This window comes from Kitasatospora sp. NPDC087315, from assembly GCF_044744345.1.
GTDB lineage: Bacteria > Actinomycetota > Actinomycetes > Streptomycetales > Streptomycetaceae > Kitasatospora.
Genome location: NZ_JBIUYD010000004.1, coordinates 80,336 through 106,007, shown reverse-complemented (window position 1 = coordinate 106,007; position 25,672 = coordinate 80,336). Strand labels below are relative to the sequence as shown.

The 25,672-nt window shown below is 73.2% G+C and carries 21 protein-coding genes and 2 tRNA genes; 14 read left to right on the top strand and 9 right to left on the bottom strand.

Annotation, left to right across the window (positions count from 1 at the left end; all coding sequences use genetic code 11):
- Nucleotides 1-16: 16 nt before the first annotated feature.
- Together ACIO5D_RS07435 and ACIO5D_RS07430 are read right to left on the bottom strand one after the other, a co-directional pair.
- On the bottom strand, nucleotides 17-1,003 hold the full coding sequence (locus ACIO5D_RS07435) for a YhjD/YihY/BrkB family envelope integrity protein (protein WP_363606903.1): 987 nt from the start codon (nucleotides 1,001-1,003) through the stop codon (nucleotides 17-19).
- Between the two features lie 122 nt (nucleotides 1,004-1,125).
- On the bottom strand, nucleotides 1,126-2,616 hold the full coding sequence (locus ACIO5D_RS07430) for a glycosyltransferase family 39 protein (RefSeq protein ID WP_363606904.1): 1,491 nt from the start codon (nucleotides 2,614-2,616) through the stop codon (nucleotides 1,126-1,128).
- Between the two features lie 600 nt (nucleotides 2,617-3,216).
- Here ACIO5D_RS07430 and ACIO5D_RS07425 point away from each other — a divergent pair.
- From ACIO5D_RS07425 to ACIO5D_RS07415, 3 genes are all read left to right on the top strand, one after another.
- Nucleotides 3,217-3,561, top strand: coding sequence for a protease inhibitor I42 family protein (locus tag ACIO5D_RS07425; RefSeq protein ID WP_363606906.1), 345 nt, complete (start codon nucleotides 3,217-3,219; stop codon nucleotides 3,559-3,561).
- Between the two features lie 428 nt (nucleotides 3,562-3,989).
- A tRNA-Arg gene (locus ACIO5D_RS07420) sits at nucleotides 3,990-4,062 on the top strand.
- Nucleotides 4,063-4,394: 332 nt separating this feature from the next.
- Complete coding sequence (locus ACIO5D_RS07415) at nucleotides 4,395-6,902, top strand: FtsX-like permease family protein (RefSeq protein WP_400794232.1); 2,508 nt, start codon at nucleotides 4,395-4,397, stop codon at nucleotides 6,900-6,902.
- Nucleotides 6,903-6,966: 64 nt separating this feature from the next.
- Here the strand turns inward: ACIO5D_RS07415 and ACIO5D_RS07410 are convergent, their stop codons facing one another.
- A complete protein-coding gene (locus tag ACIO5D_RS07410) occupies nucleotides 6,967-7,824 on the bottom strand; it encodes a phosphatase PAP2 family protein (protein WP_363606908.1) in 858 nt (285 codons plus the stop codon).
- Nucleotides 7,825-8,286: 462 nt separating this feature from the next.
- Here ACIO5D_RS07410 and ACIO5D_RS07405 point away from each other — a divergent pair, with 462 nt between their 5' ends.
- Nucleotides 8,287-9,258: a sigma-70 family RNA polymerase sigma factor gene (locus ACIO5D_RS07405; RefSeq protein ID WP_363606909.1), complete on the top strand. Its 972-nt coding sequence runs from the start codon at nucleotides 8,287-8,289 to the stop codon at nucleotides 9,256-9,258.
- Nucleotides 9,259-9,482: 224 nt separating this feature from the next.
- Nucleotides 9,483-9,725: a hypothetical protein gene (locus ACIO5D_RS07400; protein WP_400794230.1), complete on the top strand. Its 243-nt coding sequence runs from the start codon at nucleotides 9,483-9,485 to the stop codon at nucleotides 9,723-9,725.
- A gap of 33 nt (nucleotides 9,726-9,758) precedes the next feature.
- On the opposite strand, the gene mscL is transcribed toward ACIO5D_RS07400, so the two are convergent.
- The 4 genes from mscL to ACIO5D_RS07380 all read right to left on the bottom strand — a co-directional run bounded on the left by mscL (nucleotide 9,759) and on the right by ACIO5D_RS07380 (nucleotide 14,584).
- Complete coding sequence (gene mscL / locus ACIO5D_RS07395; protein ID WP_400794228.1) at nucleotides 9,759-10,178, bottom strand: large conductance mechanosensitive channel protein MscL; 420 nt, start codon at nucleotides 10,176-10,178, stop codon at nucleotides 9,759-9,761.
- A gap of 673 nt (nucleotides 10,179-10,851) precedes the next feature.
- Nucleotides 10,852-11,178 carry an FmdB family zinc ribbon protein gene (locus tag ACIO5D_RS07390; protein ID WP_363606913.1) on the bottom strand — a complete coding sequence of 109 codons (327 nt, stop codon included), beginning with the start codon at nucleotides 11,176-11,178 and terminating at the stop codon, nucleotides 10,852-10,854.
- A 136-nt stretch (nucleotides 11,179-11,314) separates the two neighbouring features.
- Nucleotides 11,315-12,691 (bottom strand): MFS transporter, encoded by a 1,377-nt coding sequence (locus ACIO5D_RS07385; RefSeq protein WP_400657125.1) that lies wholly within the window; start codon nucleotides 12,689-12,691, stop codon nucleotides 11,315-11,317.
- A 402-nt stretch (nucleotides 12,692-13,093) separates the two neighbouring features.
- Entirely contained in the window at nucleotides 13,094-14,584 is a 1,491-nt protein-coding gene (locus ACIO5D_RS07380; RefSeq protein WP_363606914.1) for a potassium/proton antiporter, read from the bottom strand.
- A gap of 316 nt (nucleotides 14,585-14,900) precedes the next feature.
- Between ACIO5D_RS07380 and ACIO5D_RS07375 the strand changes: the two genes are divergently transcribed.
- Nucleotides 14,901-17,615 carry a penicillin acylase family protein gene (locus ACIO5D_RS07375; protein WP_363606916.1) on the top strand — a complete coding sequence of 905 codons (2,715 nt, stop codon included), beginning with the start codon at nucleotides 14,901-14,903 and terminating at the stop codon, nucleotides 17,613-17,615.
- Nucleotides 17,616-17,713: 98 nt separating this feature from the next.
- On the opposite strand, the gene ACIO5D_RS07370 is transcribed toward ACIO5D_RS07375, so the two are convergent.
- Entirely contained in the window at nucleotides 17,714-18,292 is a 579-nt protein-coding gene (locus ACIO5D_RS07370; RefSeq protein ID WP_363606918.1) for a 5-formyltetrahydrofolate cyclo-ligase, read from the bottom strand.
- A 60-nt stretch (nucleotides 18,293-18,352) separates the two neighbouring features.
- On the opposite strand from ACIO5D_RS07370, the gene ACIO5D_RS07365 reads away from it, so the two are divergent.
- The 8 genes from ACIO5D_RS07365 to ACIO5D_RS07330 all read left to right on the top strand — a co-directional run bounded on the left by ACIO5D_RS07365 (nucleotide 18,353) and on the right by ACIO5D_RS07330 (nucleotide 24,634).
- Nucleotides 18,353-19,222, top strand: coding sequence for a GGDEF domain-containing protein (locus ACIO5D_RS07365; protein WP_363606920.1), 870 nt, complete (start codon nucleotides 18,353-18,355; stop codon nucleotides 19,220-19,222).
- A gap of 51 nt (nucleotides 19,223-19,273) precedes the next feature.
- Nucleotides 19,274-20,194 (top strand): UTP--glucose-1-phosphate uridylyltransferase GalU, encoded by a 921-nt coding sequence (galU, locus tag ACIO5D_RS07360; protein WP_363606922.1) that lies wholly within the window; start codon nucleotides 19,274-19,276, stop codon nucleotides 20,192-20,194.
- A 26-nt stretch (nucleotides 20,195-20,220) separates the two neighbouring features.
- Nucleotides 20,221-21,564, top strand: coding sequence for a gephyrin-like molybdotransferase Glp (gene glp, locus ACIO5D_RS07355; RefSeq protein WP_400794225.1), 1,344 nt, complete (start codon nucleotides 20,221-20,223; stop codon nucleotides 21,562-21,564).
- Nucleotides 21,565-21,739: 175 nt separating this feature from the next.
- A complete protein-coding gene (moaC, locus tag ACIO5D_RS07350; RefSeq protein WP_400657123.1) occupies nucleotides 21,740-22,180 on the top strand; it encodes a cyclic pyranopterin monophosphate synthase MoaC in 441 nt (146 codons plus the stop codon).
- A complete protein-coding gene (locus ACIO5D_RS07345) occupies nucleotides 22,177-22,680 on the top strand; it encodes a molybdenum cofactor biosynthesis protein B (RefSeq protein WP_400794223.1) in 504 nt (167 codons plus the stop codon). The genes moaC and ACIO5D_RS07345 overlap by 4 nt, the downstream gene beginning before the upstream one ends.
- A 14-nt stretch (nucleotides 22,681-22,694) precedes the next feature.
- Nucleotides 22,695-23,303, top strand: coding sequence for a GNAT family protein (locus ACIO5D_RS07340; protein WP_363606927.1), 609 nt, complete (start codon nucleotides 22,695-22,697; stop codon nucleotides 23,301-23,303).
- Nucleotides 23,304-23,453: 150 nt separating this feature from the next.
- Nucleotides 23,454-24,479, top strand: a complete 1,026-nt coding sequence (locus ACIO5D_RS07335) for a hypothetical protein (protein WP_400794221.1) — start codon at nucleotides 23,454-23,456, stop codon at nucleotides 24,477-24,479.
- A gap of 81 nt (nucleotides 24,480-24,560) precedes the next feature.
- A tRNA-Ala gene (locus tag ACIO5D_RS07330) sits at nucleotides 24,561-24,634 on the top strand.
- Nucleotides 24,635-24,779: 145 nt separating this feature from the next.
- Here the strand turns inward: ACIO5D_RS07330 and ACIO5D_RS07325 are convergent.
- Entirely contained in the window at nucleotides 24,780-25,670 is an 891-nt protein-coding gene (locus ACIO5D_RS07325; RefSeq protein WP_400794219.1) for a peptidase, read from the bottom strand.
- Nucleotides 25,671-25,672: the final 2 nt, after the last annotated feature.

The following is a 25,672-nucleotide window of genomic DNA, read 5'->3' as shown; positions in this document are numbered from 1 at the left end:
CCGCCGGAACGCGCGGTCAGAACCGGGTGCCGCCCCAGACGCCCGGTTCGGTGCGGGTGCCCAGAACGTGCGCGACCGGTTCCTCCTCCGCCACCACCCGGCCCAGCGCCAGCGCCAGCGTCAACCCGGCGAACAGCACGATCAGCCAGGACAGACCGGTGAAGATCACCCCGTACGCGCCGAACTCCGCCACGCTCTTCGCCATCGCGTGCGGCAGATAGATCCGCGCCGCCACCCCGAGGGCCATCACCGTCACCCCGCAGAGCAGCGCCCCCGGCAGCAGCGGCAGCCAGCGCGCCCGGCCACCCAGCAGCAGGTGCTGCGTCCACCACCAGAGCGCGGTGGTGCTCAGGAAGGCCAGCGGAAGCCCCAGCCAGGCGCCCGCGCCGAAACCGTCCCGTACCGGCGTCTGCAAGGCCAGCCAGATCAGCCAGACCGCGAGCCAGACCAGCCAGCGCCAGGCCGCCAGGCGCGTGCCCGCCCTCGGCAGCTCCCAGCAGCGCTCGCAGACCCGCTGCATCGCCCGGCTGAGCGCCGTCGCCGACAGCAGCGTCACCAGCGCGCCGACCACCCCGAAGCCGGTGTCCTCCTCGTGGCTCGTCGCCAGCAGCTGCTGCAGCGACTGCTGCGCCGCCCCCTGCACGCCCAGCTCGGTACGGAGCGAGTCCAGCACACCGGTGCGGATCGCCGTCGGGGCGAACACCGACACCACGAACAGCGCGGGCAGTGCGCTCAGAAAGGCCTGGGCGGCCAGCCGGGTGGCGCAGTCCAGCAGGTTCACCCGCAGCAGCTGGCCGACCGCCCGGCCCACCAGCGGCACCTGGTCGGGCAGCCCGCGCGCGAACCGCGTCAGCTCCGCCGACCGCTCCCGCAGCCGGGCCGTCCGCCGCCACTTCCCGCCGTCCGGGGGCTTCCCGTCCCCGCCTGCGCTGCCGCTGCCGCCGGTCCCGCGCCCGCCGCTGCCGTCGTCGCCCGGGGGCGGACCGGTCGGCTGCTCGCTCACGGGCTCGTCCTCCTCGGCCGCCGCCGGACGGGCGTCCGGGGCGCCCTGATCACCGGGCTCCATGGTCACCCGGCCCCCGGCCACCCGCATCCGGGCCGCGCGCCCGCGAACGGACCGCAGGCTCAGCCGGTACGGTCCAGCAGCGCGAGCGTCACCCCACCGAGCGGCGTCACCCGGCCCGGCGCGCCGTACCGGGACCGGAGCACCCGCGCCTGGTCCTCCGGCATCGCGGCCAGCGGATCGGCGGTGTCCCCGAGCACCAGCAGCCATATGCGCTGCCCCTGCCCCACGCACTCGGCGGGCCGCGGACAGCCGACCGGGAAGAGGCCCTCCGCCTGGAGGGCGCTGCGCTCGACGAAGACCGGGGACGGTCGCACACCGTCCGGCAGATAGTAGGAGACACCCGCCCAGATCATCGCCCAGCTCTGGTCGCCGAGCGGGGCCGCCAGCCCGTCCCCGGGCCGGTACCCGGCCGCTATCAGCCCGGCGGCCGCCCGGTAGGGCTCCTTCGAGCGCGAGTGCGAACCCGCGTACCGCACCGAGGACTGCTTGGGCAGCGCCACCAGCGCGGGCACCGCGAGCAACCCGACCGCCAGCAGCGCCCCGGCGGCCCGGAGCTGCCCCGGCGTCCGGCTGCGCCGGGCCGCGGCCGCCACCGTCGTGTACACCGCGCGGACCCCGCCACCGCCCAGCGCCGCCCAGGCGGGCAGCGTGAACAGCAGATACCGGTCGACGAAGTACGAGGTGCTGCCGCGTGACACCAGCCAGACGCCCACCACCGGCACCACCGCGAGCAGCAGCAGCTGGAGGGCGGGCAGCCGCCGCGCGGGCAGCACCAGCACCAGCAGCGCGAGCAGGACGAAGCTGTGGAACACCGAGGCCGAGCCGAACAGCGGCTCACCGAAGTGCCACAGCTCGCTCAGCGAGGGCGTCCCTATCCAGCCCAGCTGCTGGCCCGACTGCCGGCTGCCCAGCACCACCACCGGCACCACCGGCAGCGCCGCCGCACCCACCGCCAGCGGGTACTGCCAGAACAGCCGCCGCTCCACCGCGCCCCGGGTGCGCCACAGGTGCAGCGCCACCACCATCAGCTGCCCGGCGAGGGTGCTGAGCGAGATCAGATGCCCCGCGCCCGCCGCCGCCATCGCCACGCCGTACGGCGCCCAGCGCCGCAGCCCCGGCCGCTCCAGCGCACGCAGCAGGAACCAGGTGGCCGCCGCGACCGCGCAGGTGACCAGCGCGTACGAGCGGGCCTCCTGCGCGTACCGCGAGACCAGCGGCACCACCGTGAACAGCAGCCCCCCGCCGATCGCCGCGACCCGCCCGCCGAACAGCCGCTCCGCGGTGAGCGCCACGAACGCCGCCGCGCCGGCCATCGCCAGCACCGAGGGCAGCCGCAGCGCGATCGCCGAGTCGCCGAACAGCGCCGTCCAGCCATGCATCAGCAGGTAGTAGGCCCCGTTGCTGGCATCGATGTGCTGCAGCAGCCGGAGCAGATCACCGAGCGACCGGGTGGCCACCGTCCAGGTCGCCACCTCGTCCCGCCACAGCTCGGGCGTCCCGAGCCGGTACGTCCCGACCGCGAGCATGGCCAGCGCCGGCCACAGCCACACCTGCCCCAGCAGTCGGACAACCGTGCTCGAAGCGGCAGCTGGTCTCATCGGGCAGGCCTCGTCGTGGCGATGGAGCGGTTGGGTCCTTCGCAGGCTACTGGACTGCTCCTGACGCCCCATCGCCACCCGGCCCTCCAGCCGCCCGGCCCGTCCGGCCCCGCCGGATCCGCTCGGCACAACCGCCGAGCGGCGGCCGATCGAGGGCCGACAGTGACGATGGGGCGGGGCCGGATCGGCCGGATCCCCGAAGCCGGCCGGTCGATCCGGTGACGTGCCGAACGCGTCGGCACCGACGTCGAGCCGGTCGTGGATTCCGGCCTCGCCGGGTGGGTGGTCCCCGCACCGGAGACACCAGGACGATCCGCCCGCGGCCGAGGCCCCACAGGCATCCGTTCACCCGAATGGCCGGTACGGATGAGGACGGGTGCCCGCGTGCCTACGCTGGGGAACGCGGGGCCGGAGCTGCGCCCGGGACCATGTCACCGGCATGCGGGGGCGCGCGGGGGAAGCCGCTCCGAAGACATCGGACGAGCAGGGTCACGGCTCTCGTGAACCCGTGATCGTGTCCGGGTCCCGCGTTCTCGGAAGGAGCGAATGACGATGACGTCTGTCACCGCGCCGACGCAGTTCCTCGTCCTGTCCCAGGCGGACCTGGGCAGGCCGCTCCAGGTCCAGCTCAACGGGCTGGTCGTGGTGGACCTGGAGACCAACGCCAGCATCGGATCCGACTGGCGCTACACGCCGCTGATCGGGGGCCCGGAGTCGTTCGAGCTGCTCAGCGACGCCGAACTGTCCGGCAAGATCCCGGGTTCGTCGGGAGCCCACTCCTTCCTGTTCCGTGCCGTGCGGCCCGGAACCGGGGAGCTGAGGTTCGAGCATGAGCAGCAGGGCCAGCCGGACGGGGAACCGGTCCTGTTCACCATCGAGATCGTGCCGGCTGACTGAGCTCGGGGGATCTGGGCGGTACCGCCCGGGAGCCGGGCCTTCGACCGGCCGGCGCCGCGGCGCTCCCCCGGTTGAACCGCCGACCACCCGGGCGGTGCCGCCACCTCGTGGCCGCACGCGGCCGCGATCTCGGGGGAGCCGCTCCGCCTGGGCGGCCGGGGTCACCGCCCGGGCAGCGCCACCCGGCCGGCAAACACGCAGATCAACGAGGTGTCGACAAACAGAACAGGGGCCGGGGCGCAGCAGGGGGAGATCTCCAGCAGTCCGATCCGCTAGTCTGTCATCGGTCAGTCGGCTGTCCCGCTGCGGACACGGGCGCCACCCTTCCCCGGGTGTCGCCGGGAGCGCGTGCCCACTGCCTGACCAGGGCGTTTGTCCAACCAGCCCGAAGCCCCTTCCGGGTTTCGGCAAGGTCCTCGACAAGCCCCGCCTCAGTAGCTCAGGGGATAGAGCACGGCTCTCCTAAAGCCGGTGTCGCAGGTTCGAATCCTGCCTGGGGCACAGAGAACGCACAGGTCACAGGCCCTCCGCCCACCCGGGCTGGAGGGCCTGTGGCGTTCCGGCGCACATGCGGTACACGTGGCCGGGGCGGGGCCGCCCGGGAAGCGCCGCCGCCCCCGCCGCCGGTTCGCCGGCCATGGGCCCGGGCCGGGTTTCGGGGGAGGTGAGGGTCGGCCTACGCCCGGGGGAGGAGGCCGGACGGGACGGGGTCCGCCTCGGGGATGATCAAGGAACCGACGTTGTGGCGACGGAAGCGGACGCTGTCGCTCCGTAGGCTCTTCATGATCCTGACGGCGCATCATGGCTGATCAGAGGCGTGAAACCGAGGAACGATGACGACGTACAGGTACACCATGGCCGAGCTGCGCGGACAGCTTCGGCAACTGCTCCTCACCGGGGCGGCGATCGCGATGGGCGTGGCCTTTCTGATCGCCTCGGTCAGCGGGAGCGGGGCGCTGGTGGACTCCTTCAGCCAGACGGCGGCCGCCGAGGTGGGGCCGGGCGATCTCCAGGTGACCGGGGCCACGGCGCAGAGTGTGCTGGACGAGGGGACGGCCGCCCGGGTGCGGCAGGTGGCCGGGGTGACGGAGGTCTCGCTGCGGCAGACCGGCAGGGGTGGCGTACTGACCCCGGCCGGTCTGCCGCTGGACGAGACCGCCGTGGTGAGCTCCGTGGCGTCCGACCCGGCCCTGCGGTGGCAACTGCTCAAGGACGGCCGGTGGCCGGGCGGCCCCGGCGAGGTGCTGCTCGACGCCGAGACCGCGCGGCGGATCGACGCCGCGCCAGGTGCGGACGTCCGGCTGGCCCTGGCCGACGGCGGCACCGCCACCGTCCGGCTGGTCGGGACCCTGGACGGGCGCGGCGCGCCCAGCTTCGCCGGCCGGCCCGTGGTCGCCGTCCCGGACGGGCAGGTGGAGCGGTACGCGACCGGCGTCAGCGGCACCCGGCTCGACCTCCGCCTCGCTCCCGGCACCTCCCGCTCGCAGACCGCCGAGGCGCTGCGCGGCGTCCTCGACGGCCAGACGGAGGTCCGCACCCGGGAGGCCTCCGTCGCCGAGGCGACCAAGCAGAGCCGCACGCTCTACGGGGTGGTGCTGATAGCCGCGCTGTCGTTCGTGCTGATCGCCCTCGCCGTCGCGCGCATGGTGGTCAGCAACACCTTCGCCGTCGTGCTGGCGCAGCGGACCCGCCAGCTCGCCCTGTTGCGGTGTGTCGGCGCCGACCGTGCCCAGATCCGGCGACTGATCCGCCGTCAGGGCCTGTTGCTCGGCGCGGGCGCGTCGGCCGCCGGAGTGCTGCTCGGCACCGGGTTGTGCGCGGTCGGGACGGCGCTGGCCGGCACCGTCGACCTCGGACCGGTGCACCTCTCGCTCATGCCGTCCCCGCTCACCTGTGTGCTGGCCGGGCTGTTCGGCGTCGCACTCACCGTTCTCGCCGTACGCGGCCCGGCGAAGGCCGCCGCGGCGGTGCCGCCGATCGCCGCGCTCGGCGGCGCGCACAGCGCCGGCAGCGGTACGGCCCGGCTGCGCGCCGCCGCGCTGTCCGTGCTGCTGCTGGTGGCGGGCGTCGGTCTGCTGGCGGCCGGGGTGGTGGCCGGACCGCCGTTGTCGCTGCTCGCCGTCACCCTCGGTGCGATCAGCAGCTTCTTCGGCGTGCTGCGGCTCTGCCACCGACTGCTGCCCGCGGTCGTCGCCGCGCTGGGGGCACCGGCCCGACGGCTCTGCGGCACGGCGGGGCGGCTCGCCACGCAGCAGTTGCGGCTCAACCCGGCCCGGACCGGGGCCACCGGGTCGGCGTTGCTGCTCGGTGTGACGGTGATGGTCAGCGCCGTCACCGCGCTGGAGATCACCTCCAACTCCCTGGTGCCGGCGTTCTCCGCCCGCCAGCCCGGTGTCTTCTCGGCCACCGCCACCGGTGGTACTCCGCTGCCCGCCGGGGCGGTCACCGCGCTCGGTGCGGAGCCCGGACTGATCGTCACACCCGTCCGCTCGGCCACCCTGGAGGTCGACGGCCGCAGTCTGCTCGTGGCCGGCGCCGACCCGGCCCGGCTCAACGCGACCGCCGACGGCGTCGACCGGGCCCGCGCGCTGGCCGACGGCGCCGCGCTGACCGGCTTCGGGGACGGTCCGGCGGGCACCGGTGCGGCCGGTGCGCACCAGGTCGCGGGGGCGGTGGGACAGCCCGGCACCACCCTGCGGGTCGAACCCGGGCGCAGCGCCCTGCCGTTCACGCTCCAGACCGGGGCCGCGCTGTTCATGACCCCGGCGACCATGGAGCGGCTCGCCCCCGGTGCGGCCGTCACCACGGTGTGGATCAGTCCCGCCGAAGGCGCCGACCGGCTCACCGCCCGCCGGGCGATGGACCGGGCGCTGGGCGGATATCCGCACGTCGACGTCGTCGACACGGCTGCCCAGGCCGAGACCATGCGTTCGCTGCTCGACCGAATGATGCTGATCACCATGGCGCTGCTCGGCTTCTCGGTCCTGATCGCCGGGCTCGGTGTCGCGGCCACCCTGATGCTCAGCATCAGCGAGCGTGCCCGGGAGATCGGCATGCTGCGGGCGATCGGGATGTCCCGGCAGCAGCTGCGCCGGATGCTGACCCTGGAGGCGGTGCTGCTCTCGACGGCGGGCGCGCTGGTCGGTACCGGCCTCGGGCTGGCCTACGGCTGGGCGGCCGCGCGGTCGGTCACCTCCACGCTGGGGACGACCGGTGGCCCGCCGGTCCTGCTGGTGCTGGCGGCGCTGGTGCTGACGGTGCTGACCGGGCTCGCCGCCGCCGTCCTGCCGGCCCGGCGGGTCGGCCGGATGACCGTCGTGGCCGCGATGCGGGCGGTCTGACGGCCGGCCGACGAGGACAGCCAAGCGCGTGGCCGCCGTCCGGAGCGGCCACGCGGCAGGCGCGTCAGCGGACCGCGCTGTCCGGGTGGCCGGTGCCCTCGTCGAGGGCGTTGTCGTAGGCATTGCCGAGAGTGCTGCCGAGGGTGCCGTCGAGGGCCGGGCCACCCGGGGCGGGGCCGGCCGGGGAGACGAGGACGCGCTGGACCCGGGGTCTGGTCCGCCAGTTGACCCGTCGGACGTCCCGGGCCAGGGCGCCGGGGCGCCAGAGCTCGATGACGGTGGTGACCGTACCCAGCACGATTCCGGCGGCCAGCCAGCCACCGAGGACGTCGCTCGGCCAGTGCACCCCGAGGGCGGTCCTCGTCCAGCCGATCGTCAGCACGGTCACCGCGGCGACGGCGCAGGCGGCGATGCGCCCGCCGCGCCCGACCCGGGGCCAGAGCAGCCCGACCAGGACGGCGCAGGTGATCGCGGAGGCCATCGCGTGACCGGACGGGAAGGCCGGGCCGCCGGCGTGTGAGACGGGGTCGCTGAAGTGCGGCCGCTGACGGTCGAAGGAGAGCTTCAGCAGCCACTGGCCACCCCAGCCGACCAGGGTCTGCGCGACCACCCAGCCGGCCAGCACACGCGCGCCGATCAGCCAGAGCCAGAGGGCGGCGATGCCCAGCAGCGTACGCATGGTGATCGTGCCGCCGATGTCGGAGAGCGTCTGCACCGCGGCCGTTCCGGCGGTGTGCTCCCGGGCGTAGCGGTGCATCCGGTCGATCCAGCCGTGGTCGAGGGCGCTGAGCGGGTGCCAGCCGGTCTGCACCAGGGCCGCCAGGACGCCGAACAACGCGGCACAGCCGACCGCGAGTGCCGAATACCGGAGCAGGCGACGGTCACGCGGGGTGATGGTGGATGCGCTGTTGGTCAGGTGCATGGCTGACACCTTCCCAGTGCGCCGGGCCGATCGGGCAGCGGGGTGATAGCGATTTTGCATCTTTTGTGCGGAGAACTTGCGCACGCCGGGGTGTGTGCGCCGGTGAAAGCGAAGGCGCTCGCCGTCGGGTCCGGCGGCAATGTTGGCCGGACGGTGCGGGAACGTGGGCGGCGGCCCATGGGTTCACGATGTGGAGGAGTTGCGAAGCGGTGTGCCGCAACGGGGTGTCCGTTCCGAATCGGTCGCCCGATTGGCACCCGATGTGTCGGGGTGGTCACCCTCCGTCCAAAACCGGGGTGAAAATCGGCAGGATACTGCATCGCTGGAAGAATCTGAGCGACTTGGGAATGTTGTCCGGAATCTGTTCGTTGGATCGTTACGTGTGAGCCCTGCGGGGCCCGCATTTCTTGCCCTCTCGGGGCAGGCAGGCAGACCCCGGCAATACCAGCAAAGGGAGCAAGCATGGCCACCCGTGCCGTCGTTCGCGACAGGGCCGACCGGACTCGCGCGGCCCGCCCGACCAACCTTGAGGCCGACCGCGACCTGGTCGGTATGTACCTCGACGAGATCGCCAGGACGCCCCTGCTCGATGCCGCCGAGGAGGTCGAGCTCTCGCTGCGGATCGAGGCCGGTGTGTACGCCCAGCACCTGCTGGAAGCGGGCGAACTGCCGAAAGGCGTGAAGCGCAAGGAGCTGGAGGCGATAGCCGAGGACGCCGAGCGCGCCAAGGACGTCTTCATCCGGTCCAATCTCCGTCTCGTGGTCGCTGTGGCGCGCCGTTACCCGCGCAGTGGCCTTCCCCTGCTGGACCTCATCCAGGAGGGCAACGCGGGCCTGGTGCGGGCGGTGGAGAAGTTCGACTACGCCAAGGGGTTCAAGTTCTCCACCTATGCCACCTGGTGGATCCGGCAGGCGATCACCCGGTCGATCGCCGACCAGTCGCGCACCATCCGGCTGCCCGTCCACCTGGTCGAGGAGCTGGGCCGGATCCGGCGGGTGCAGCGGGAGAAGTCCAAGGAGCTGGGCCGCGAGGCCGAGCCGGCCGAGATCGCGGCCGAGCTGGACACCACCGAGGCGCGGATCAAGGACGTGCTGGACTGGGCCCGGGACCCGGTCAGCCTCAATATGTCGGTCGACGACGAGGGTGAGACCCAGTTCGGCGACCTCGTCGAGGACACCGGAGCGACCTCCCCCGAGGACGCCGTGATGGTCATGCTCCGCCGTGAGGAGCTGGACGGTCTGATCGGGCGGCTGGACGACCGTACGGCATCGATCATCCGGTCGCGGTACGGGATGGAGGACGGCCGCGAGCGCACCCTGACCGAGGTGGGCAAGCAGCACGGGCTGACCCGTGAGCGGATCCGCCAGATCGAGAAGCACGCGCTGGCCGAGCTGAAGCGGATCGCCGACCACTCGGGCTTCGAGGCTGCCTGAGCTGCCTGATCTCCCAGCCCGAGGGGAGCGGCCGGCAGGCCGCGTGCGGGTGTGCTGTGCGTGCCGTGACCGTCGTGGCGGGCCGTGCTGCGGAGCGCTCCGCACCAAGGCCCGTTCTCTCCCGACGGCGGCGGCTCGGCGAGCTTCTAGGCTGTAGGGGCAGGTGGGGGTACGGGTAGAAGCGGCAGGGGATCGGGACGACAGTGAACAACGGAGGCGGGTCGGTGAGCGAGCAGGATTCGGTACGGGGTGCCGAGAGCGCCGAGAGTGCCGAGAGCGCCAAGGGCGGGAACGAGGACAAGAAGGCGCCGAAGGCCCGGCTGGTCTTCCGGGACCCGCTGGACCAGCAGTCCCGGGACGACACCGACGCCGGCTGGGGCGACCGCCCGGGAGCAGGCTCCGGGGGCGGTGGCGGACGGGGGCTGGACTGGTACCTGAGCCAGCGCCCGCCGCACCACGGGGACTGAAGGGGTCGACGGGTCCGCCGTCGGCGGGGGCGGTCAGCGCTCCCGCGTGACCAGCGCGTCGCGGATCTCGGTGAGCAGGACGACCTCCTTGGCCTCGGCTTCGATCTGCGTCTCGGCGAGGCTCTTGCGCTTGGCGGCGAACCTGGTCATGGGCAGGATCAGGCAGAAGTAGACGACGGCCGCGGTGATCAGGAACTGCAGGGCCGCGCTGAGCACGGAGCCCCACAGGATGAAGACGCCGGAGGTGACCTCGCCGGTCGCGCTGACCGTACAGGGACCCTTGAGGCAGGAACTGTAGGACGCCAGATCCTTGGCTCCGAAAACTCCGACGATCGGATTGATTACGCCCTTGACGAAGGCGTTGACGATGTTGGTGAAAGCCGCACCGATGACAACGGCGACGGCGAGGTCGACGACATTTCCACGCAGCAGGAATTCCTTGAAGCCTTTCATGTCGCGTGAACGACGAAGTCGTTGTCCGGTTACGGGTGATCTTCCTCCTTTCCCAATTGGCAACCCGTTTGGTGCAGGGCCGCGGCTCCCGGTGGCCAGAGCGCCGCTCGCGCCGGTCCACTGGCGAGCGCGGTGACCACGGCGAGCAGGACCAGAACCGGCACCCCGCCCCGCCGCCGTACGGGGTGCCACAGCCGGTGCCACCCGCCGGCACCGCGCCGGATCGGCGGAAACCGGGGCACCTCCCGCTGCGGCGGGACGGCCGGCGCGGGCGGCGGAGCGGTGTATCTCCGGGCCGGAGCCGACTGCGGGGCGCGGGGCAGCGGGGACGAGAGCGGGAGAGTGAGGGGGAGGGGGAGCGTGAAGCTCGGGGTCGTCATCGGGCACCACCGGTGGTCGCAGGGCGCCGGCCCCAACCGGGCCGGTCTCTTGTGACCCACACTCTGCGCCGCGCCCACGGCGGACGGAACCCCTCTTTCGGATCCTGTGGAAAACCCGGGGTTGTGGATAACTTCGTACACCCACACGGGTGAGCCTGCCCGTTTCCGGGAATGCGACGGGAATGCGAAAGGCCCGCCGACTCCGCCAAAAAACGGGTCAACGGACCTTTCGAATGCCTGGATCGGCCGGGGTGCCAGAGGTTCGGCGGTACCCGGCCTGAGCCGCTCCGGCCTCAGCCGGCCGACTTCGCCGCGGGAGCCGGGCTCGCCGCGGGGGCCGAGCCGTTCGAAGCGGCGGTCGACGGGGACGACGCGCCGGACGACACCGAGGACGGGCCCCCCGCCGGGGACGACGAAGCGGCGCCCACCGAACTGCTGGAGGACGAACGGCTGTCGGTCCGGTAGAAGCCCGAGCCCTTGAAGACCACGCCCACGGCCGAGAAGACCTTGCGGAGCCGCCCCTGGCAGTCGGGGCACGTGGTCAGTGCCTCGTCGGTGAACTTCTGCACCGCCTCCAGGCCGTTGCCGCACTCGGTGCACTGGTACTGGTACGTGGGCACTTGTCTTCCTCCTGGCACTCTCGCCTGATGAGTGCTAACGATGGTCAATGATGCGGCATTCCGCTGGATCAGTCCAGCGACTCCGGTGTGAGATGAGCCGGGGCGCGACCGCGGACCACCGCCCGGACCGGTCGGCTCAGCCCTTGACCGCGCCCACCAGCTGCGCCGTCGCGGTCCGCCCGGACGCCTCCACGCCCGGCGAGTCCACCGAACCGACCGCGCCCGCCGAGTCCGGCGTGCCCGCCGAGTTCGCCGAACCGGCCACGCCCGGCGCGACCAGCAGGTGCCGCAACGCGATCAGCGTCACCAGGCCCAGCCCGGCACCGGCCACCGTCACCAGGAACCCGGCCGACGGGCCCCACCCGTCGATCAGCTGCCCGGCCACCGTGGACCCGGTCGCCAGACCGAGGCCGATGGCACCGGTCAGCCAGGTGAAGGCCTCGGTCTTGGCGCCGTCCGCGACCAGCGTCTCGACCAGGGTGTACCCGGTGATCAGCGTCGGGGCGATGGCGAGGCCGCAGACCAGCCCGGCGGCCGTCAGCGCGACCAGGTCGGGCATCGCCCAGAGCGTCGAGCAGCCGAGCACCAGCAGCGCGTAACTGGCGAGCAGCCGGTGCCTCGCGGCCCTGCGCCAGGCGACCAGACCGTACAGCACACCGGCCAGCATCGAACCGCCGGCGAAGACCCCGTACACGATGCCGCCGGCCCCGTGCCGCCCCACCGAGTCGGCGAAGGCGGTCACCGAGACCTGCATGGCGCCGAAGACGGAGCCGACCCCCAGGAACACGCCGGCCAGCAGCCGGACGCCCGGGGAGGCGAGCGCGGAGGCACGACGGACGCCGGGCTGGTGCGGGTGCCGGGCCGGGGCGGTGCGGCGCTGGGCGGCGAAGGCCAGCCCGCCGGCCACGGTCAGCGCGGCCTCGCCGATCAGCCCGGCGGACGGGCTGACCGAGGTGGCGATGGCGCCGGCCAGCACCGGACCGATCACGAAGGTGAACTCGTCCGTCACCGACTCGAAGGCGAAGGCGGTGTTCAGCTTGGCAGCGGGCGCGCCGTCCGCGGAGAGCTTGGCGACCCAGCGGGCCCGGACCATCGCGCCGACCTGCGGCACGCTGGCGCCGGCCGGGGCGGCGGCGAGGAACAGGCTCCAGACCGGGGCGTGGCCGAGCGCCAGCGCGATCAGCGCGCCGACCGAGAGCGCGTGCACCAGCACGGTCGGGACCAGTACGGCCGCCTGGCCGTAGCGGTCGGCCAGCCGGCCGGTCTGCGGGCCGATGAGGGCCTGGGCGACGGCCGAGACCGCCGCGACGCTGCCGGCCGTGCCGTACGAGCCGTGGGTGTCGAGGACCAGCAGCACGATGCCCAGGCTGAGCATCGCGTAGGGGAGCCGCGCGGCGAACGCGGGCGCCAGGAACGTCCAGACGCCGGGCGTGCGCAGCAGCGCGCCGTACCCGATCCGGGCGGGCGCGCCGGCACCGGTGTCCGGGGCGGTACGGGCGTCCGCGGTGTCCAGGGCGGCGCGGGTGTCCGCGGTGTTGTCGACCGTTCGGCGGGCCGTCACGGTCGGTCCTTCCTGCTGCCTGGTAGCGCGGAAGGGACATGGGACGGCCCCGACGGCGCCGAGAGTCGTCCTCTCGCGCGTCGACCGGGGTAGTTACCGGGCCGGGCCGGCGCGGTGCGCCGAGGGCCGGGCCGCGGCCGCCGAGCGGTCGCGCCAACTCTGCATCAGGCAGATGCTGGGTGTGTATCAACCATCATACGTATACGCGCGTAGATAGCGCGCTGACCCCCACTTTACAGGGCAGATCCAAAACTGTCCCGCCGGATGAAGGTGCCGGGCCGGTGAACAGCGGTGAACGCGGGGAGAAGCCCCCGCGCCCACCGCCCGGGACCGCCCGGCCGGCCACCCGCCCGTTCAGTCACCCCGCCCGTTCAGCCACCCCGCGAGCTTGCCGCCCTTGTCCACGGCCCGCAGCCGCCGCTCCGCCGCCTCGCCGACCTCGTCCGTGGTGACCACCAGCAGCTCGTCGCCGCCGCGCAGCACGGTCGCCTTGTCGGGCACGAAGCTGTTCCCCTCGCGCACCACCAGGGTCACCGCCGCGCCGGCCGGCAGCCGCAGCTCGCCGATCTCCACGCCGGACATCCGGGAGGCGGGGGAGAGCGCCACCGACAGCAGGTGGCCGTGCAGCTTCTCCAGCGGCGCGGACTCGATGCCCAGGTCCTGGCCCATCGAGCCCTCGGAGATCCGCAGCCGCTTGGCGACCCAGGGCAGGGTCGGGCCCTGGAGCAGGGTGAAGACCACGACCAGGATGAAGACGATGTTGAACACGTCCTGGGCCCTGGGCGTGCCCGCCACCATCGGGATGGTGGCCAGCACGATGGGCACCGCCCCGCGCAGTCCGGCCCAGCTCAGCAGCGCCTGCTCGCGGCCGGGCAGCCGGAACGGGGTCAGCGTGAGCATCACCGACAGCGGCCGGGCCAGGAAGACCAGCACGGTGCCTATCACCAGCGCGGGCACCACGGCGGAGCCCATCGTCCCGGGGGTGCAGAGCAGGCCGAGCAGCACGAACATGCCGATCTGGCCGATCCACGCCAGGCCGTCGGCGAAGCCGCGGACGGCCGGGCCGTGCGGCAGTTTGGCGTTGCCGAGGATCACGGCGCTTATGTAGACGGCGAGGAAGCCGGAGCCGTGCAGCAGGGCACCGCCGGCGTAGGCGAGCACGGTCAGTGCCATGACGGCGATGGGGTAGAGGCCGGAGGAGGGCAGGGCGACGTGCTTGATGCCGTACGCGCCGAGCTTGCCGATCGCGAGGCCGACCGCCGCGCCGATCGCCAGCTCGGCGGCGATCGTGCCGATCAGGACGTACCAGGAGTCCAGCTCGCCGGTGGTGGCGAAGGCGACGACCAGGATGACCACGGGCGCGTCGTTGAAGCCCGACTCGGCCTCCAGCAGGCCGGTCAGCCGGTGGGGCAGCGGCACCATCCGCAGGACCGAGAAGACGGCGGCGGCGTCGGTGGAGGAGACGATCGCGCCGAGCAGCATGGAGGTGCGCCAGTCCAGGCCGACCAGCCAGTGCGCGCCCGCGGCGGTGACGAAGACGCTCACCCCGACGCCGACGGTGGCGAGCACGGTGGCCGCCGGCATCACCGGTTTGACCTCGCGCCAGCTCGTCTTGAGACCGCCCTCGGCCAGGATCACCACCAGGGCGGCGTAGCCGAGCACCTGGGTCAGCGCGGCGTTGTTGAAGGAGACGCCGAGGCCGTTCTGGCCGAGGGCGACGCCGATCCCGAGATAGATCAGCAGGCTTGGTAGCCCTGATCGGGTCGAGATGCGCACGGCAACCACCGCGACCAGCAGGATCACGGAGAACTCGAGGAGCAGCTGGTTCAGGTGGTCGACATTCACGCAGGGGCACCTCGAGCGGGCTGGGGGCGGGCGGGGTGTCTGACGGCGGTGAGGCCGAAGGGGGAGCCGACCGGCAAGGGTCAATGCTCCCCTTGCGGATCGTTACTCAGTCTAACATTTTGCCATATCTTTAGTTTCGCTTCTCACACAGGCCTTCATCGGGCGTCCGGGGCTTCCCAGTTGACCTCCTCCGATCCCACGGTGAGCGTCCCCCGTGCACGCCCGCCAGCCGACTCGGCCTAATGTGGTGCCCTGCCATGGCCGAGTGCCCTGGACACGCCCGCCCGCCCCCCAGTCGAGGACCGCAAGGACCCAGATGCCCCGCTCGAAGAAGTTCCGGCGCGCCCGTCTGATCGTGATCGTGCTGGTAATGCTGCTGGTGGCCGGCGCCGGCTACGGCGGCTACCGGGGGGTGGCCGCGGTCCGCGCGTCCTTCCCGGAGGTCGACGGCAGCGTCAAGGTGGCGGGCCTGAGCGCGCCGGTCGACGTCAAGCGGGACGCCAACGGCATCCCGCAGCTCTACGCCGACACCTCCGCGGACCTCTTCCGCGCCCAGGGCTATGTGCAGGCCCAGGACCGGTTCTGGGAGATGGACGTCCGACGGCACATCACCGCCGGCCGGCTCTCCGAGATGTTCGGCGACGGCCAGGTCGAGACCGACTCCTTCATCCGCACCATGGGCTGGCGCCAGGTGGCGCAGAAGGAGTACGACACCCAGCTCTCGGCGGACACCAAGAAGAACCTCCAGGCGTACGCGGACGGCGTCAACGCCTGGCTCGCCGAACATCCCGGCGGCCAGAGCGCCTCGCTGGAGTACACCCTGCTCGGCGTCGTCAACAGCGGCTACAAGCCCGAGCAGTGGACGCCCGTCGACTCGGTCGCCTGGCTCAAGGCGATGGCCTGGAACCTCTCCGGGAACCTCCAGGAGGAGATCGACCGCTCGCTGCTCGCCCAGGACTTCAGTCCGGAGAAGATCGCCGAGCTGTACCCGGAGTACCCGTACGCCCGCAACGGCACGATCGTGAAGACCGGCACCGTCGTCGGCGACAGCTACCGCCCGGCCGACGGCTCCAGCCAGGCCGGTGCCGGGACCACCGCCCAGGGCGCGGCCGCCACCAAGGCGATGCTCAAGGACGTCACCGACCGGATAGACGCGATGCCGCAGATGCTCGGCCGTCAGGGCCAGGGCATCGGCTCCAACTCCTGGGTGGTCGCCGGTACCCACACCACCACCGGAAAGCCGCTGCTGGCCAACGACCCGCACCTCGGCCCCGGCCTGCCCTCGGTCTGGTACCAGATGGGCCTGCACTGCCGCACCGTCTCGCCGACCTGCCAGTACGACGTCTCGGGCTTCACCTTCGCCGGCATGCCGGGCGTGGTGATCGGCCACAACAAGGACATCGCCTGGGGCTTCACCAACCTCGGCGCCGACGTCACCGACCTCTTCCTGGAGAAGGTCACCGGCCCGGACACCTACCAGGTCGACGGCAAGGACGTGAAGTTCGAGCTGCGCAAGGAGACCATCAAGGTGGCCGGCGGCGAGGACCGCACCATCACCGTCCGCACCACCCAGACCGGTGCCCCGCTGATCTCCGACCAGAGCACCGAGCAGCAGAACGTCGGCAAGTACGCCCCGAACGGCAGCGCCGCCCCGGACCGCTCCACCAGCGGCTACGGCGTCGCCCTGCAGTGGACGGCGCTCAGCCCCGGCAAGACCATGGACGCCGTCTTCGAGCTGGACCGCGCCAAGAACTGGGAGGAGTTCCGGGCCGCGGCCAAGGACTTCGCCGTCCCCGCCCAGAACCTGATCTTCGCCGACTCCAAGGACATCGGCTACCAGGCCCCGGGCAACATCCCGATCCGCGGCAAGGGCGACGGCAGCAACCCGGCGCCCGGCTGGGACTCGGCCTACCAGTGGAAGGGCTCGGTCCCCTTCAGCGCCCTGCCGTACAGCATCAACCCGTCGTCCGGCTACATCGTCACCGCCAACCAGGCCGTGGTCGATCCGTCGTACAAGTACCTGCTGACCAAGGACTGGGAGTACGGCACCCGGGCCAAGGAGATCACCGACCAGATCGAGTCCAAGCTCAAGAACAACGGCAAGATCTCCCCGGACGACATGCAGGAGATGCAGCTCGACAACACCAGCATCCTGGCCAAGACGCTGGTCCCGCTGCTGCTCAAGGTGCCGATCGACGACCCGTACGTGCGTGAGGCGCAGGACCTGCTGAAGGACTGGAACTACCACCAGGACGCCGACTCGGCGGCCGCCGCCTACTACAACGGCGTCTGGCGCCAGCTGCTCAGCCTCTCCTTCGGCCAGAAGTTCCCGGCCGACCTGCGGGCCAAGGGCAACTGTCTGCTGGTGCGTCAGCAGGCGGATCCGACCAAGCCCGACACCGGCACCAGCGCCCCCATCGTCACCGAGTGCGGCACCCGCGACCCGGGCAAGGCCCAGCCGGACGGCGGCGACCGCTGGACCGAGGTGGTGCGCCAGCAGCTGGAGAAGCCCGACAGCAGCTGGTGGACGTACATCGACTCGCAGCACCACGAGCAGAAGGGCCTTGACCACCTGCTCGCCGAGGCGATGAAGAACGCCCGCCAGGACCTCACCGCGCTGCTCAGCAAGGACGTCTCCACCTGGAGCTGGGGCCGCCTGCACAAGCTGACGCTGCGCGAGCAGACCCTGGGCACCGACGACTCCTCGCTCGCCTCCGGGGCGGTCCACCGGCTGCTCAACCGCGGCCCGTACCGCCTCTCCGGCGGCTCGGCGGCGGTCGACGCGGCCGGCTGGAACGCGGCCGCCGGGTACGAGGTGGACTGGATCCCCTCGATGCGGATGGTCGTCGACCTGAGCGACCTCGACGCCTCGCGGTGGGTCAACGTCGGCGGCGCCTCCGGGCACGCCTTCCACCCCAACTACAACGACCAGACCGACCTCTGGCTCAAGGGCAAGCTGCTGACCTGGGCCTACTCGCCGGACGCGGTCGAGAAGGCGACCAAGAACAAGCTGGTGCTCACCACCGGCTGACCCCGCCCCGCCACGGCGGCCCCGCCCACCCCGGGCGGGGCCGCCGTCGTTTCCGGCCCGCCGGGCACCCGGCCGCCCGTTCGCCCGGCACCCGCCCGCTACCGCGCCAGCCGGTGCGGCCCGGCCGGAGTGAGCGCGACGTCCACCGGCAGATCGTGCGGTTCGGCCGGCACCCGCTCCAGCAGCTCGTGCTCGTACAGCAGCACGGCCAGCAGCGGCCGGGCCCCCGCACGGCCCAGCCGGGCCAGCACCCGGTCGTACGAGCCGCCGCCCCGGCCCAGCCGCAGCCCCCGGCGGTCCACCGCCAGGCCGGGCAGCAGCACCAGCGACGCCCCGGTGACGGCCTCCGGGCCGAGCCGGGCGCCGACCGGCTCCACCAGCCCGCGCCCGGCCGGCGCGAGCGCCTCCGCCCCCTCGTACTCCGCCCAGTCCAGGTCGTTGTCGGCCAGCAGCACCGGCAGCAGCACCCGCACCCCGCGCGCCCGCAGCGCGTCCAGCAGCGGCCGGGTGCCCGGCTCGGCCCCGACCGACACGTACGCGGCCACCGTGGCACCCGGCCCGGCCAGCTCCCCGGCGTGCCCGGCCAGGGCGTCCGCGGCCGCCTCCCGGGCCCGCGGTGACAGGGCACGCCGCTCGGACAGCAGCCGTGTCCTCAGCGCGCTCTTCTCGTTGTGCATGCGATCCTCCACAGCTCTGGGTCCGTGACGCTCAGAGCCTGACACGCGGAAGGCGCCCCGATGTCCACCCCGCTGCTGGTCCAGGCCCTGGCCGCGCTCAGCGTCCCCGCGCTGGCCGGCACCACCGTGCTCGGGCTGCGGCTGCGCCGGGGGGACGGCGCCGCCGCCGTCCGCGAGGCCGGGCTGCGCGAACGGGTCGGCGAACTGGAGGCCCGCTGCGCCGAGCTGGAACGCACCGCCTCCTGCGACCCGCTCACCGGGGTGTGGAACTACCGGCACCTCCAGCTCACCCTGGACCGGGAGATCGGCCGGGCCCGCCGCGGCGAGCAGACCGACCAGCAGGGCGGGCCGCGCCCGCTGGCCGTCCTGCTGCTGGAGATCGCGGGCTTCGACGCGGTCATCGCCGAGCACGGCCGGGGCCGGGCCAACGCGATACTGCGGGACCTCGCCCAGCGCCTCGGCATGGAGATCCGCCGCTCGGACACCCTCGGCCGGTACAGCGGGGAGGAGTTCCTGATCGTCCTGCCGGACACCGGGGCCGAGGGCGCCGCACAGGTCGCCGAACGCCTGGTCTGGTCGGTCCGCCGCCACCTGCTGCTGGACTGGTCCTCCGGCCCGCGCGAGGGCCGCCCCCCGCACGGCAACGGGCTCACCGCCGCCGTCGGGGTGGCCGTCCTGCCCGAGCACGGCACCCACACCGCCGTCCTGCTCAGAGCCGCCGACGGGGCCCTCGCCGAGGCCCGCGCGGCGGGCGGCGACTGCTGGCGCGCAGTGGTCTCCCCACGGTCGGACAACGGCTCCGTGACCGAACCTGATCGTTCGGGAAAGCCCGGTAGTCTGTCGCCCTGTGTCGGAGGGGACCCCCTCGCCTCCCCCGTCACTTCCCATACGCATGCCACTGTGGCCGGGCCCCGCGACGTGCTGCCATAGCCGTTCGACCGCGCTCGGCCAGGCGAAAACGTGCCTTAGTAAGGTAAACGCATGACGACGACCAACACCCGAATTCCGGTAACCAAGGCCGTGGTACCCGCGGCCGGACTGGGCACCCGCTTCCTCCCGGCCACCAAGGCCACGCCGAAGGAGATGCTGCCCGTCGTCGACAAGCCGGCGATCCAGTACGTCGTCGAGGAGGCGGCCTCCGCCGGGCTGTCCGACATACTGATGGTCACCGGCCGGAACAAGCGCGCCCTCGAGGACCACTTCGACCGCGCCTACGAGCTGGAGGAGCTGCTCGCCCGCAAGGGCGACCAGGACCGGCTGCGCCGCGTGCGCGAGTCCGTCGACCTGGCGAACATGCACTACGTCCGCCAGGGCGACCCCAAGGGCCTCGGCCACGCCGTCTCGGTCGCCGAGCAGCACGTCGCCGGCCAGCCCTTCGCCGTCCTGCTCGGTGACGACCTCATCGACCCGCGCGACCCGCTGCTCGCCCGCATGATCGAGGTCCAGCAGGAGCTCGGCGGCTCGGTCGTCGCCCTGATGGAGGTCGACCCCGCCCAGATCCACCTGTACGGCTGCGCGGCCGTCAAGGCGAACGGCTTCGGCGAGGACGTCTTCCAGGTGACCGACCTGGTCGAGAAGCCCGACACCGCCGACGCCCCGTCGAACTACGCGGTCATCGGCCGCTACGTCCTCGACCCCTCGGTCTTCGACGTGCTGCGGGAGACCGAGCCCGGCCGCGGCGGCGAGATCCAGCTCACCGACGCCCTGCGCGAGCTGACCACCCGTGACCCGGAGACCGGCGGCCAGGTCCACGGCGTGCTCTTCAAGGGCCGTCGCTACGACACCGGCGACCGCGCGGACTACCTGCGCGCCATCGTCCGGCTGGCGTCCGAGCGTGACGACCTGGGCCCGGAGTTCCGCTCCTGGCTCCGTGAGTTCGTCGCCTCCGAGATGCAGGACTGACACACCGACAGAGAGTGAGTGAGCCGATGACCGGGTCCACGGAGAGCACCAGCCCCGCCGCAGCCTGCTGCGACGAATCCGCGGACCCGGCACCGGACGCCCGCCCGGACCGGCTCTGGACGGTCGACGAGCACCTCGCCGACGTCCTGGCGGCCGTCGCCCCGCTGCCCGCGATCGAGCTCCAGCTGCTCGACGCCCAGGGCTGCCGGCTCGACGAGGACGTGATCGCCGACGGCGACCTGCCGCCCTTCGACAACAGCTCGATGGACGGCTACGCCGTCCGCACCGCCGACACCGCGGGCGCCACCGCCGAGTACCCCTCGGCGCTCACCGTGGTCGGCGACATCGCCGCCGGCGCCGGCGCCCTGCCCAGGGTCGGCCCCGGACAGGCCGCCCGGATCATGACCGGCGCCCCGGTGCCGCCCGGCGCCGAGGCCGTCGCCCCGGTCGAGTGGACCGACGGCGGCACCGGCACCGGCCGCGCCGCCGACGCGATGACCGCGCCCGTCGCCGACGAGGAGGTCCGGGTGCTGCGCCCGGTCGCCGAGGGCGCCCACATCCGCCGCCGCGGCAGCGACGTCGCCACCGGTGCGCGCGTCCTGGACGCGGGCACCCGGCTCGGTCCCGCCCAGCTCGGCCTGCTCGCCGCGATCGGCCGGGCCACCGTGAAGGTCCGCCCCCGGCCCCGGGTCGTGGTGCTCTCCACCGGCAGCGAGCTGGTCCAGCCCGGCGAGCCGGTCGGACCCGGCCAGATCCCCGACTCCAACAGCTTCACCCTCACCGCCGCCGCCCGGGACGCCGGAGCCATCGCCTACCGGGTCGGCGGCGTGCCGGACGACGCGGCCCTGCTGCGCGCCGTCCTGGAGGACCAGCTCGGCCGGGCCGACCTCATCGTCACCAGCGGCGGCGTCAGCGTCGGCGCGTACGACGTGGTCAAGGAGGTCTTCGAGTCCTACGGCGGGGTCGACTTCCGTCGGCTGCGGATGCAGCCCGGCAAGCCGCAGGGCTTCGGCCGGATCGGCGCCGGGGCCGGCGTGCCGCTGCTCGCCCTGCCCGGCAACCCGGTCAGCGCGTACATCTCCTTCGAGCTGTTCGTCCGCCCGGTGATCCGCACCATGCTCGGCGCCGCCGACGTGCACCGCCCGGTGGTCCGGGCCGTCTGCCCGGTGGCACTGCGCTCACCCGCCGGGCGGCGGCAGTTCCTGCGCGGCCGCTACTCGGCCGCCGACGGCATGGTCGAGCCGGTCGGCGGGGCGGGATCGCACCTGGTCGGCGCGCTGGCCAGGGCGGACTGCCTGATCACCGTGGAGGAGGACGCCGTCGAGCTGCCGGCCGGCAGCGAGGTCGACGTCGTGCTGCTGGGCGGCTGAGCCTCCCACCTGCCCCGGGCCGTCCCGCGCACCGGCATGGCCCGTCCCACGCACCGGCCTGGGGGAGGGGTACCGTAGCGCGGTATTCGACCTGCGCGTCCCCCTGGAGCCACCCGTGACCACCTCACCCCCCGGCGACCGCCTCACCCACGTCGACGACCAGGGCGCGGCCCGGATGGTCGACGTCTCCGAGAAGACGGCCACCGTGCGCACCGCCGTCGCCGCCGGCCGGGTCCGGGTCGCCCCCCGGGTGGTCGAGCTGCTGCGCGGCGAGGGCGTCCCCAAGGGCGACGCGCTCGCGGTGGCCCGGATCGCCGGGATCATGGGCGCCAAGAAGACCCCGGAACTGATCCCGCTCTGCCACCCGATCGCGGTCTCCGGCGTCCAGGTGGACCTCACGGTCACCGACGAGGCGGTCGAGATCACCGCCACCGTGCGGACCGCCGACCGCACCGGCGTCGAGATGGAGGCGCTGACCGCCGTCGCGGTGGCCGGCCTGACCGTGATCGACATGGTCAAGGCCGTGGACAAGGCCGCCGCCATCGAGAACATCCGGGTGCTCGGCAAGACCGGCGGCAAGAGCGGCGACTGGTTCGCCCCGGAGACCGCGGAATGAGGGCCCTCGCCGTCACCGTCTCCAACCGCGCCTCGGCCGGCGTCTACGAGGACAGGGGCGGCCCGCTGCTGGTGGCCGGCCTGCGCGCGATGGGCTTCACCGCCGACGGCCCCCGGGTCGTCCCGGACGGCGAACCGGTCGAGGCGGTGCTGCGCGAGGCCGTCGCGGCCGGCTACGACGTGGTGCTGACCACCGGCGGCACCGGCATCTCGCCCACCGACCTCACCCCCGAGATGACCGCCCGGGTCGTCGACCGGCCGGTCCCCGGCATCGCCGAGGCCATCCGGGCGTACGGGCGGGAGAAGGTCCCGGCCTCGGCGCTCTCCCGCGGGCTGGCCGGCCTCTCCGGACGCACCCTGATCGTCAACCTGCCGGGTTCCACCGGCGGTGTGAAGGACGGCCTGGCGGTCCTGGAGCCGCTGCTCGCGCACGCCGTCGACCAGCTCGGCGGCGGGGACCACCCCCGGCCCGACACACCTGCCGCCGGGAGGGCGCACTGAACGCCGGCTGGCCGGTGGAGCTCCACGAGGGGGAGGTCACGCTGCGCCCGATCCGGGCCCGCGACCAGCGCGACTGGCAGGAGGTCAGCCTCCGCAACCGGGACTGGCTGCGGCGCTGGGAGGCCACCGTGCCGCCCGGCGCGGCCGGCCGGAGCGCCGGTCCGCGCCCGACGTACCGGCAGATGGTCCGCTTCCTGCGCGGCGAGGCCTCGGCGGGCCGGATGCTGCCCTTCGTGGTCCTCTACAAGGGGCAGCTGGTCGGCCAGCTGACCGTCGGCGGGATCACCTGGGGCTCGATGTGCTCGGCCAACGTCGGCTACTGGATCGACGAGGCGGTGGCCGGCCGGGGCATCATGCCGACCGCCGTGGCGCTCTCGGTGGACCACTGCCTCGGCACCCTGGGGCTGCACCGGATCGAGGTCTGCATCCGGCCGGAGAACGGCCCGAGCCGCCGGGTGGTGGAAAAGCTCGGGTTCCGTTCGGAGGGAATGCGGCCCCGCTATCTGCACATCGACGGTGACTGGCGGGACCACCTGGTGTACGCGCTCACCGCCGAGGAGGTCCCCGAGGGGATGCTGGAGCGGTGGCGGGCGATCAGTTCGGGCCGCGAGTCAGGTAATTGAATATATGTTCGAAAAAAATATCAATATGGCATCGCCGCAGCGACGGACAGGCACAAATAGCGGCAAAATAGTCGGAGAATCAGCTTGATCGCACGACACGCCGTGTCAAATTGCTGCCGGGCCTTCCCCGGCGCCCGTACGGTGTGAAACGTGAGCAGTAGCGGCCTTATCTACGCCGTCATCGTAGGGGCCTGGGCCGCCTATCTGGTGCCAATGTGGCTCCGCAGGCAGGACGAGCTCAACGAGGCGCGCCCCACGGAGCGTTTCAGTACCGCCATCCGCCTGCTGGCCGGGCGTTCGGCGCTGGAGCGGCGGGCGTCCCGGACCCTGGGCGACGAACCGCGTGACGACGAGCAGAGCAATGACGACGGTCCTCCCGTACGGGACGAGGCCGCCTCCAGCGATCCCGGAAGCGGGGCCGACGGAAGGACCGAGGAGAGGGCCGAGGAGAAACCCGCGGCGGAGCCGGCGTCCGAGCGCCCGCCCGCCCAGGCCGCCGAGCGCCGGGCGCGGCTGCTGGCCCGCCGGCGCCGGATGGTCACCGTCCTCTTCATGGCCTTCGCCCTCGGCGCGGTCGTCGCGGCGGTGGCCGGTCTCGCCTTCCTCTGGGTCCCGGCCGTGCCGGCGATCCTCCTCACCCTCTACATCGGCCACCTGCGCAAGCTGGAGCGCCAGCGGTACGAGGTGAAGCTCGACCGGGCCCGGGCCGCCCAGGCCGCCGAGCGGCTGCGCAAGCGCGAGCGGCAGCGCGCCGAGGCCCGGCAGGCCGAGGGCGCCGAGGCGCCCGCCCCGGCGCCTGTACCCGCCCCCGAGGGCCGGGCCGGGCGCGGCCGTTCGCACCTGCGGCTCGCCACCGAGGCCGACCAGGTCCCGGCGGAGGCGCGTCCGTCCGGCTCGGCCTCGGCCCTGGCGGAGGCGACCGAGCACGAGGAGTGGGTGGACGGCATGCGCGAACGCGGTGCGGCCGGTCCGGACTCGTGGGAGCCGGTGCCCGTCCCGCTGCCGACCTATGTCACCGCCCCGGTGGCTCCCCGGGTCAGCCGTGGCCTCGACCTGTCGGCCCCCGGAACCTGGACCGCCGGCCGCCCGGCGGAGTCCCGCAACAACACCCCGCTGTTCGACCAGTACGCCGAGGCCCCCGCCCCCGAGACCCGCCCCCGCGCCGCCAACGAGTGAGCCGCCCCGCCCCCGACCAGGAGCGCGTCCAGGGGGGTGGTCACGGACCCCCTCCGAAAGGTGCTAGAGTTTCTTCTCGTTGGGGCTGTGGCGCAGTCCGGTAGCGCACCTCGTTCGCATCGAGGGGGTCAGGGGTTCGAATCCCCTCAGCTCCACCCAACAAGAAGTCCCGTCCGATCATCAGATCGGGCGGGACTTCTGCGTTGTCTGGGGTGCGGCGGTGGGTGACCCGGGGTCAGCTGGGGCGGGACGGCCGAGGGCCGGCCGGAGGTGGTCCGGCCGGCCCTCGGGGCGGGGCTGTCAGGGGCGGCCGGAGCCGGCGTACGGGTCCGGCCGCGGGGCGCCGGACTGGGGCGGGACGGCCCCGTAGCGGGCGGGGCGGTACCCGCGCGGGTGGCGGGTGAGGGTGTAGCCCGCGACGCCCGCCAGGGCGGCCAGGATGCCGCCGCCGACGGTCCAGAACCAGCGGCTGTTCCAGCCGGAGAACCAGCCGGTGTACCAGTGCTCCTCGGGCTCCTCCGGTGCGGCGGCCTTGGCGGTGGCGGCGCCGCCACCGACCGGGGGCACCAGCGGGGCCTTCAGCTCGCCGCCCTCGGGCTGGGCGTTGTCCGCGTCGCCCTTGGCGCTGACGTGCAGCTGGACCGAGGCGGCGAGGCCGAGGTCCGGCTGCGGGGCGTCGGAGAGCGAGAGCCGGACGTAGTAGGTGCCCGGCAGCGGGTCGCCGGACCACGGCTCGGCCCAGGAGCGGACCTCGCGCAGGGTGCAGCTCAGGGCGAGCGAGGTGGTGGTCGTCTCACCGGTGGCGTTCTGGGTGCCGGCGGTGCAGGACTGGCGGCGGCGCAGCCCGTCGAACACCTCGACGCTCCAGGTCTGCGGCCCGTGCCGGTCGGGCGTGGGGGCCAGGTTGACGGTCAGGCCGACCGTCGCGGTCTGGCCCTCGGAGGCGCCGAACGCCCAGTACAGGTAGTCGCCGGTGGAGGCGGCCACGTTGGCGTCCTGGCCGGGGGCGAGGTTGATGGCGGTCAGGAAGGACGTCCCCGCCTTGGTGGCCGGGGCCGGCGTCCCGCTCTCGCTCGCCGAGGGGGACGGCGAGGCGGCGGAGGCGGCCGGGGCCGCGACCGCGAGGGCCGGGAACAGGGCGAGCGCGGCGAGCGCGCCGCGGAAGGCGCCGCGAAGTGTCGAGATGGGCATGG

Bases quoted from the DNA above. Each gene is read 5' to 3' on its own strand.
- ACIO5D_RS07425 (WP_363606906.1), top strand. From the start codon at position 3,217: ATGACGTCTGTCACCGCGCCGACGCAGTTCCTCGTCCTGTCCCAGGCG.
- ACIO5D_RS07415 (WP_400794232.1), top strand. From the start codon at position 4,395: ATGACGACGTACAGGTACACCATGGCCGAGCTGCGCGGACAGCTTCGG.
- ACIO5D_RS07410 (WP_363606908.1), bottom strand. From the start codon at position 7,824: ATGCACCTGACCAACAGCGCATCCACCATCACCCCGCGTGACCGTCGC.
- ACIO5D_RS07405 (WP_363606909.1), top strand. From the start codon at position 8,287: ATGGCCACCCGTGCCGTCGTTCGCGACAGGGCCGACCGGACTCGCGCG.
- mscL (WP_400794228.1), bottom strand. From the start codon at position 10,178: ATGAAAGGCTTCAAGGAATTCCTGCTGCGTGGAAATGTCGTCGACCTC.
- ACIO5D_RS07375 (WP_363606916.1), top strand. From the start codon at position 14,901: ATGCCCCGCTCGAAGAAGTTCCGGCGCGCCCGTCTGATCGTGATCGTG.
- ACIO5D_RS07370 (WP_363606918.1), bottom strand. From the start codon at position 18,292: ATGCACAACGAGAAGAGCGCGCTGAGGACACGGCTGCTGTCCGAGCGG.
- ACIO5D_RS07365 (WP_363606920.1), top strand. From the start codon at position 18,353: ATGTCCACCCCGCTGCTGGTCCAGGCCCTGGCCGCGCTCAGCGTCCCC.
- galU (WP_363606922.1), top strand. From the start codon at position 19,274: ATGACGACGACCAACACCCGAATTCCGGTAACCAAGGCCGTGGTACCC.
- glp (WP_400794225.1), top strand. From the start codon at position 20,221: ATGACCGGGTCCACGGAGAGCACCAGCCCCGCCGCAGCCTGCTGCGAC.
- moaC (WP_400657123.1), top strand. From the start codon at position 21,740: ATGGTCGACGTCTCCGAGAAGACGGCCACCGTGCGCACCGCCGTCGCC.
- ACIO5D_RS07345 (WP_400794223.1), top strand. From the start codon at position 22,177: ATGAGGGCCCTCGCCGTCACCGTCTCCAACCGCGCCTCGGCCGGCGTC.
- ACIO5D_RS07325 (WP_400794219.1), bottom strand. From the start codon at position 25,670: ATGCCCATCTCGACACTTCGCGGCGCCTTCCGCGGCGCGCTCGCCGCG.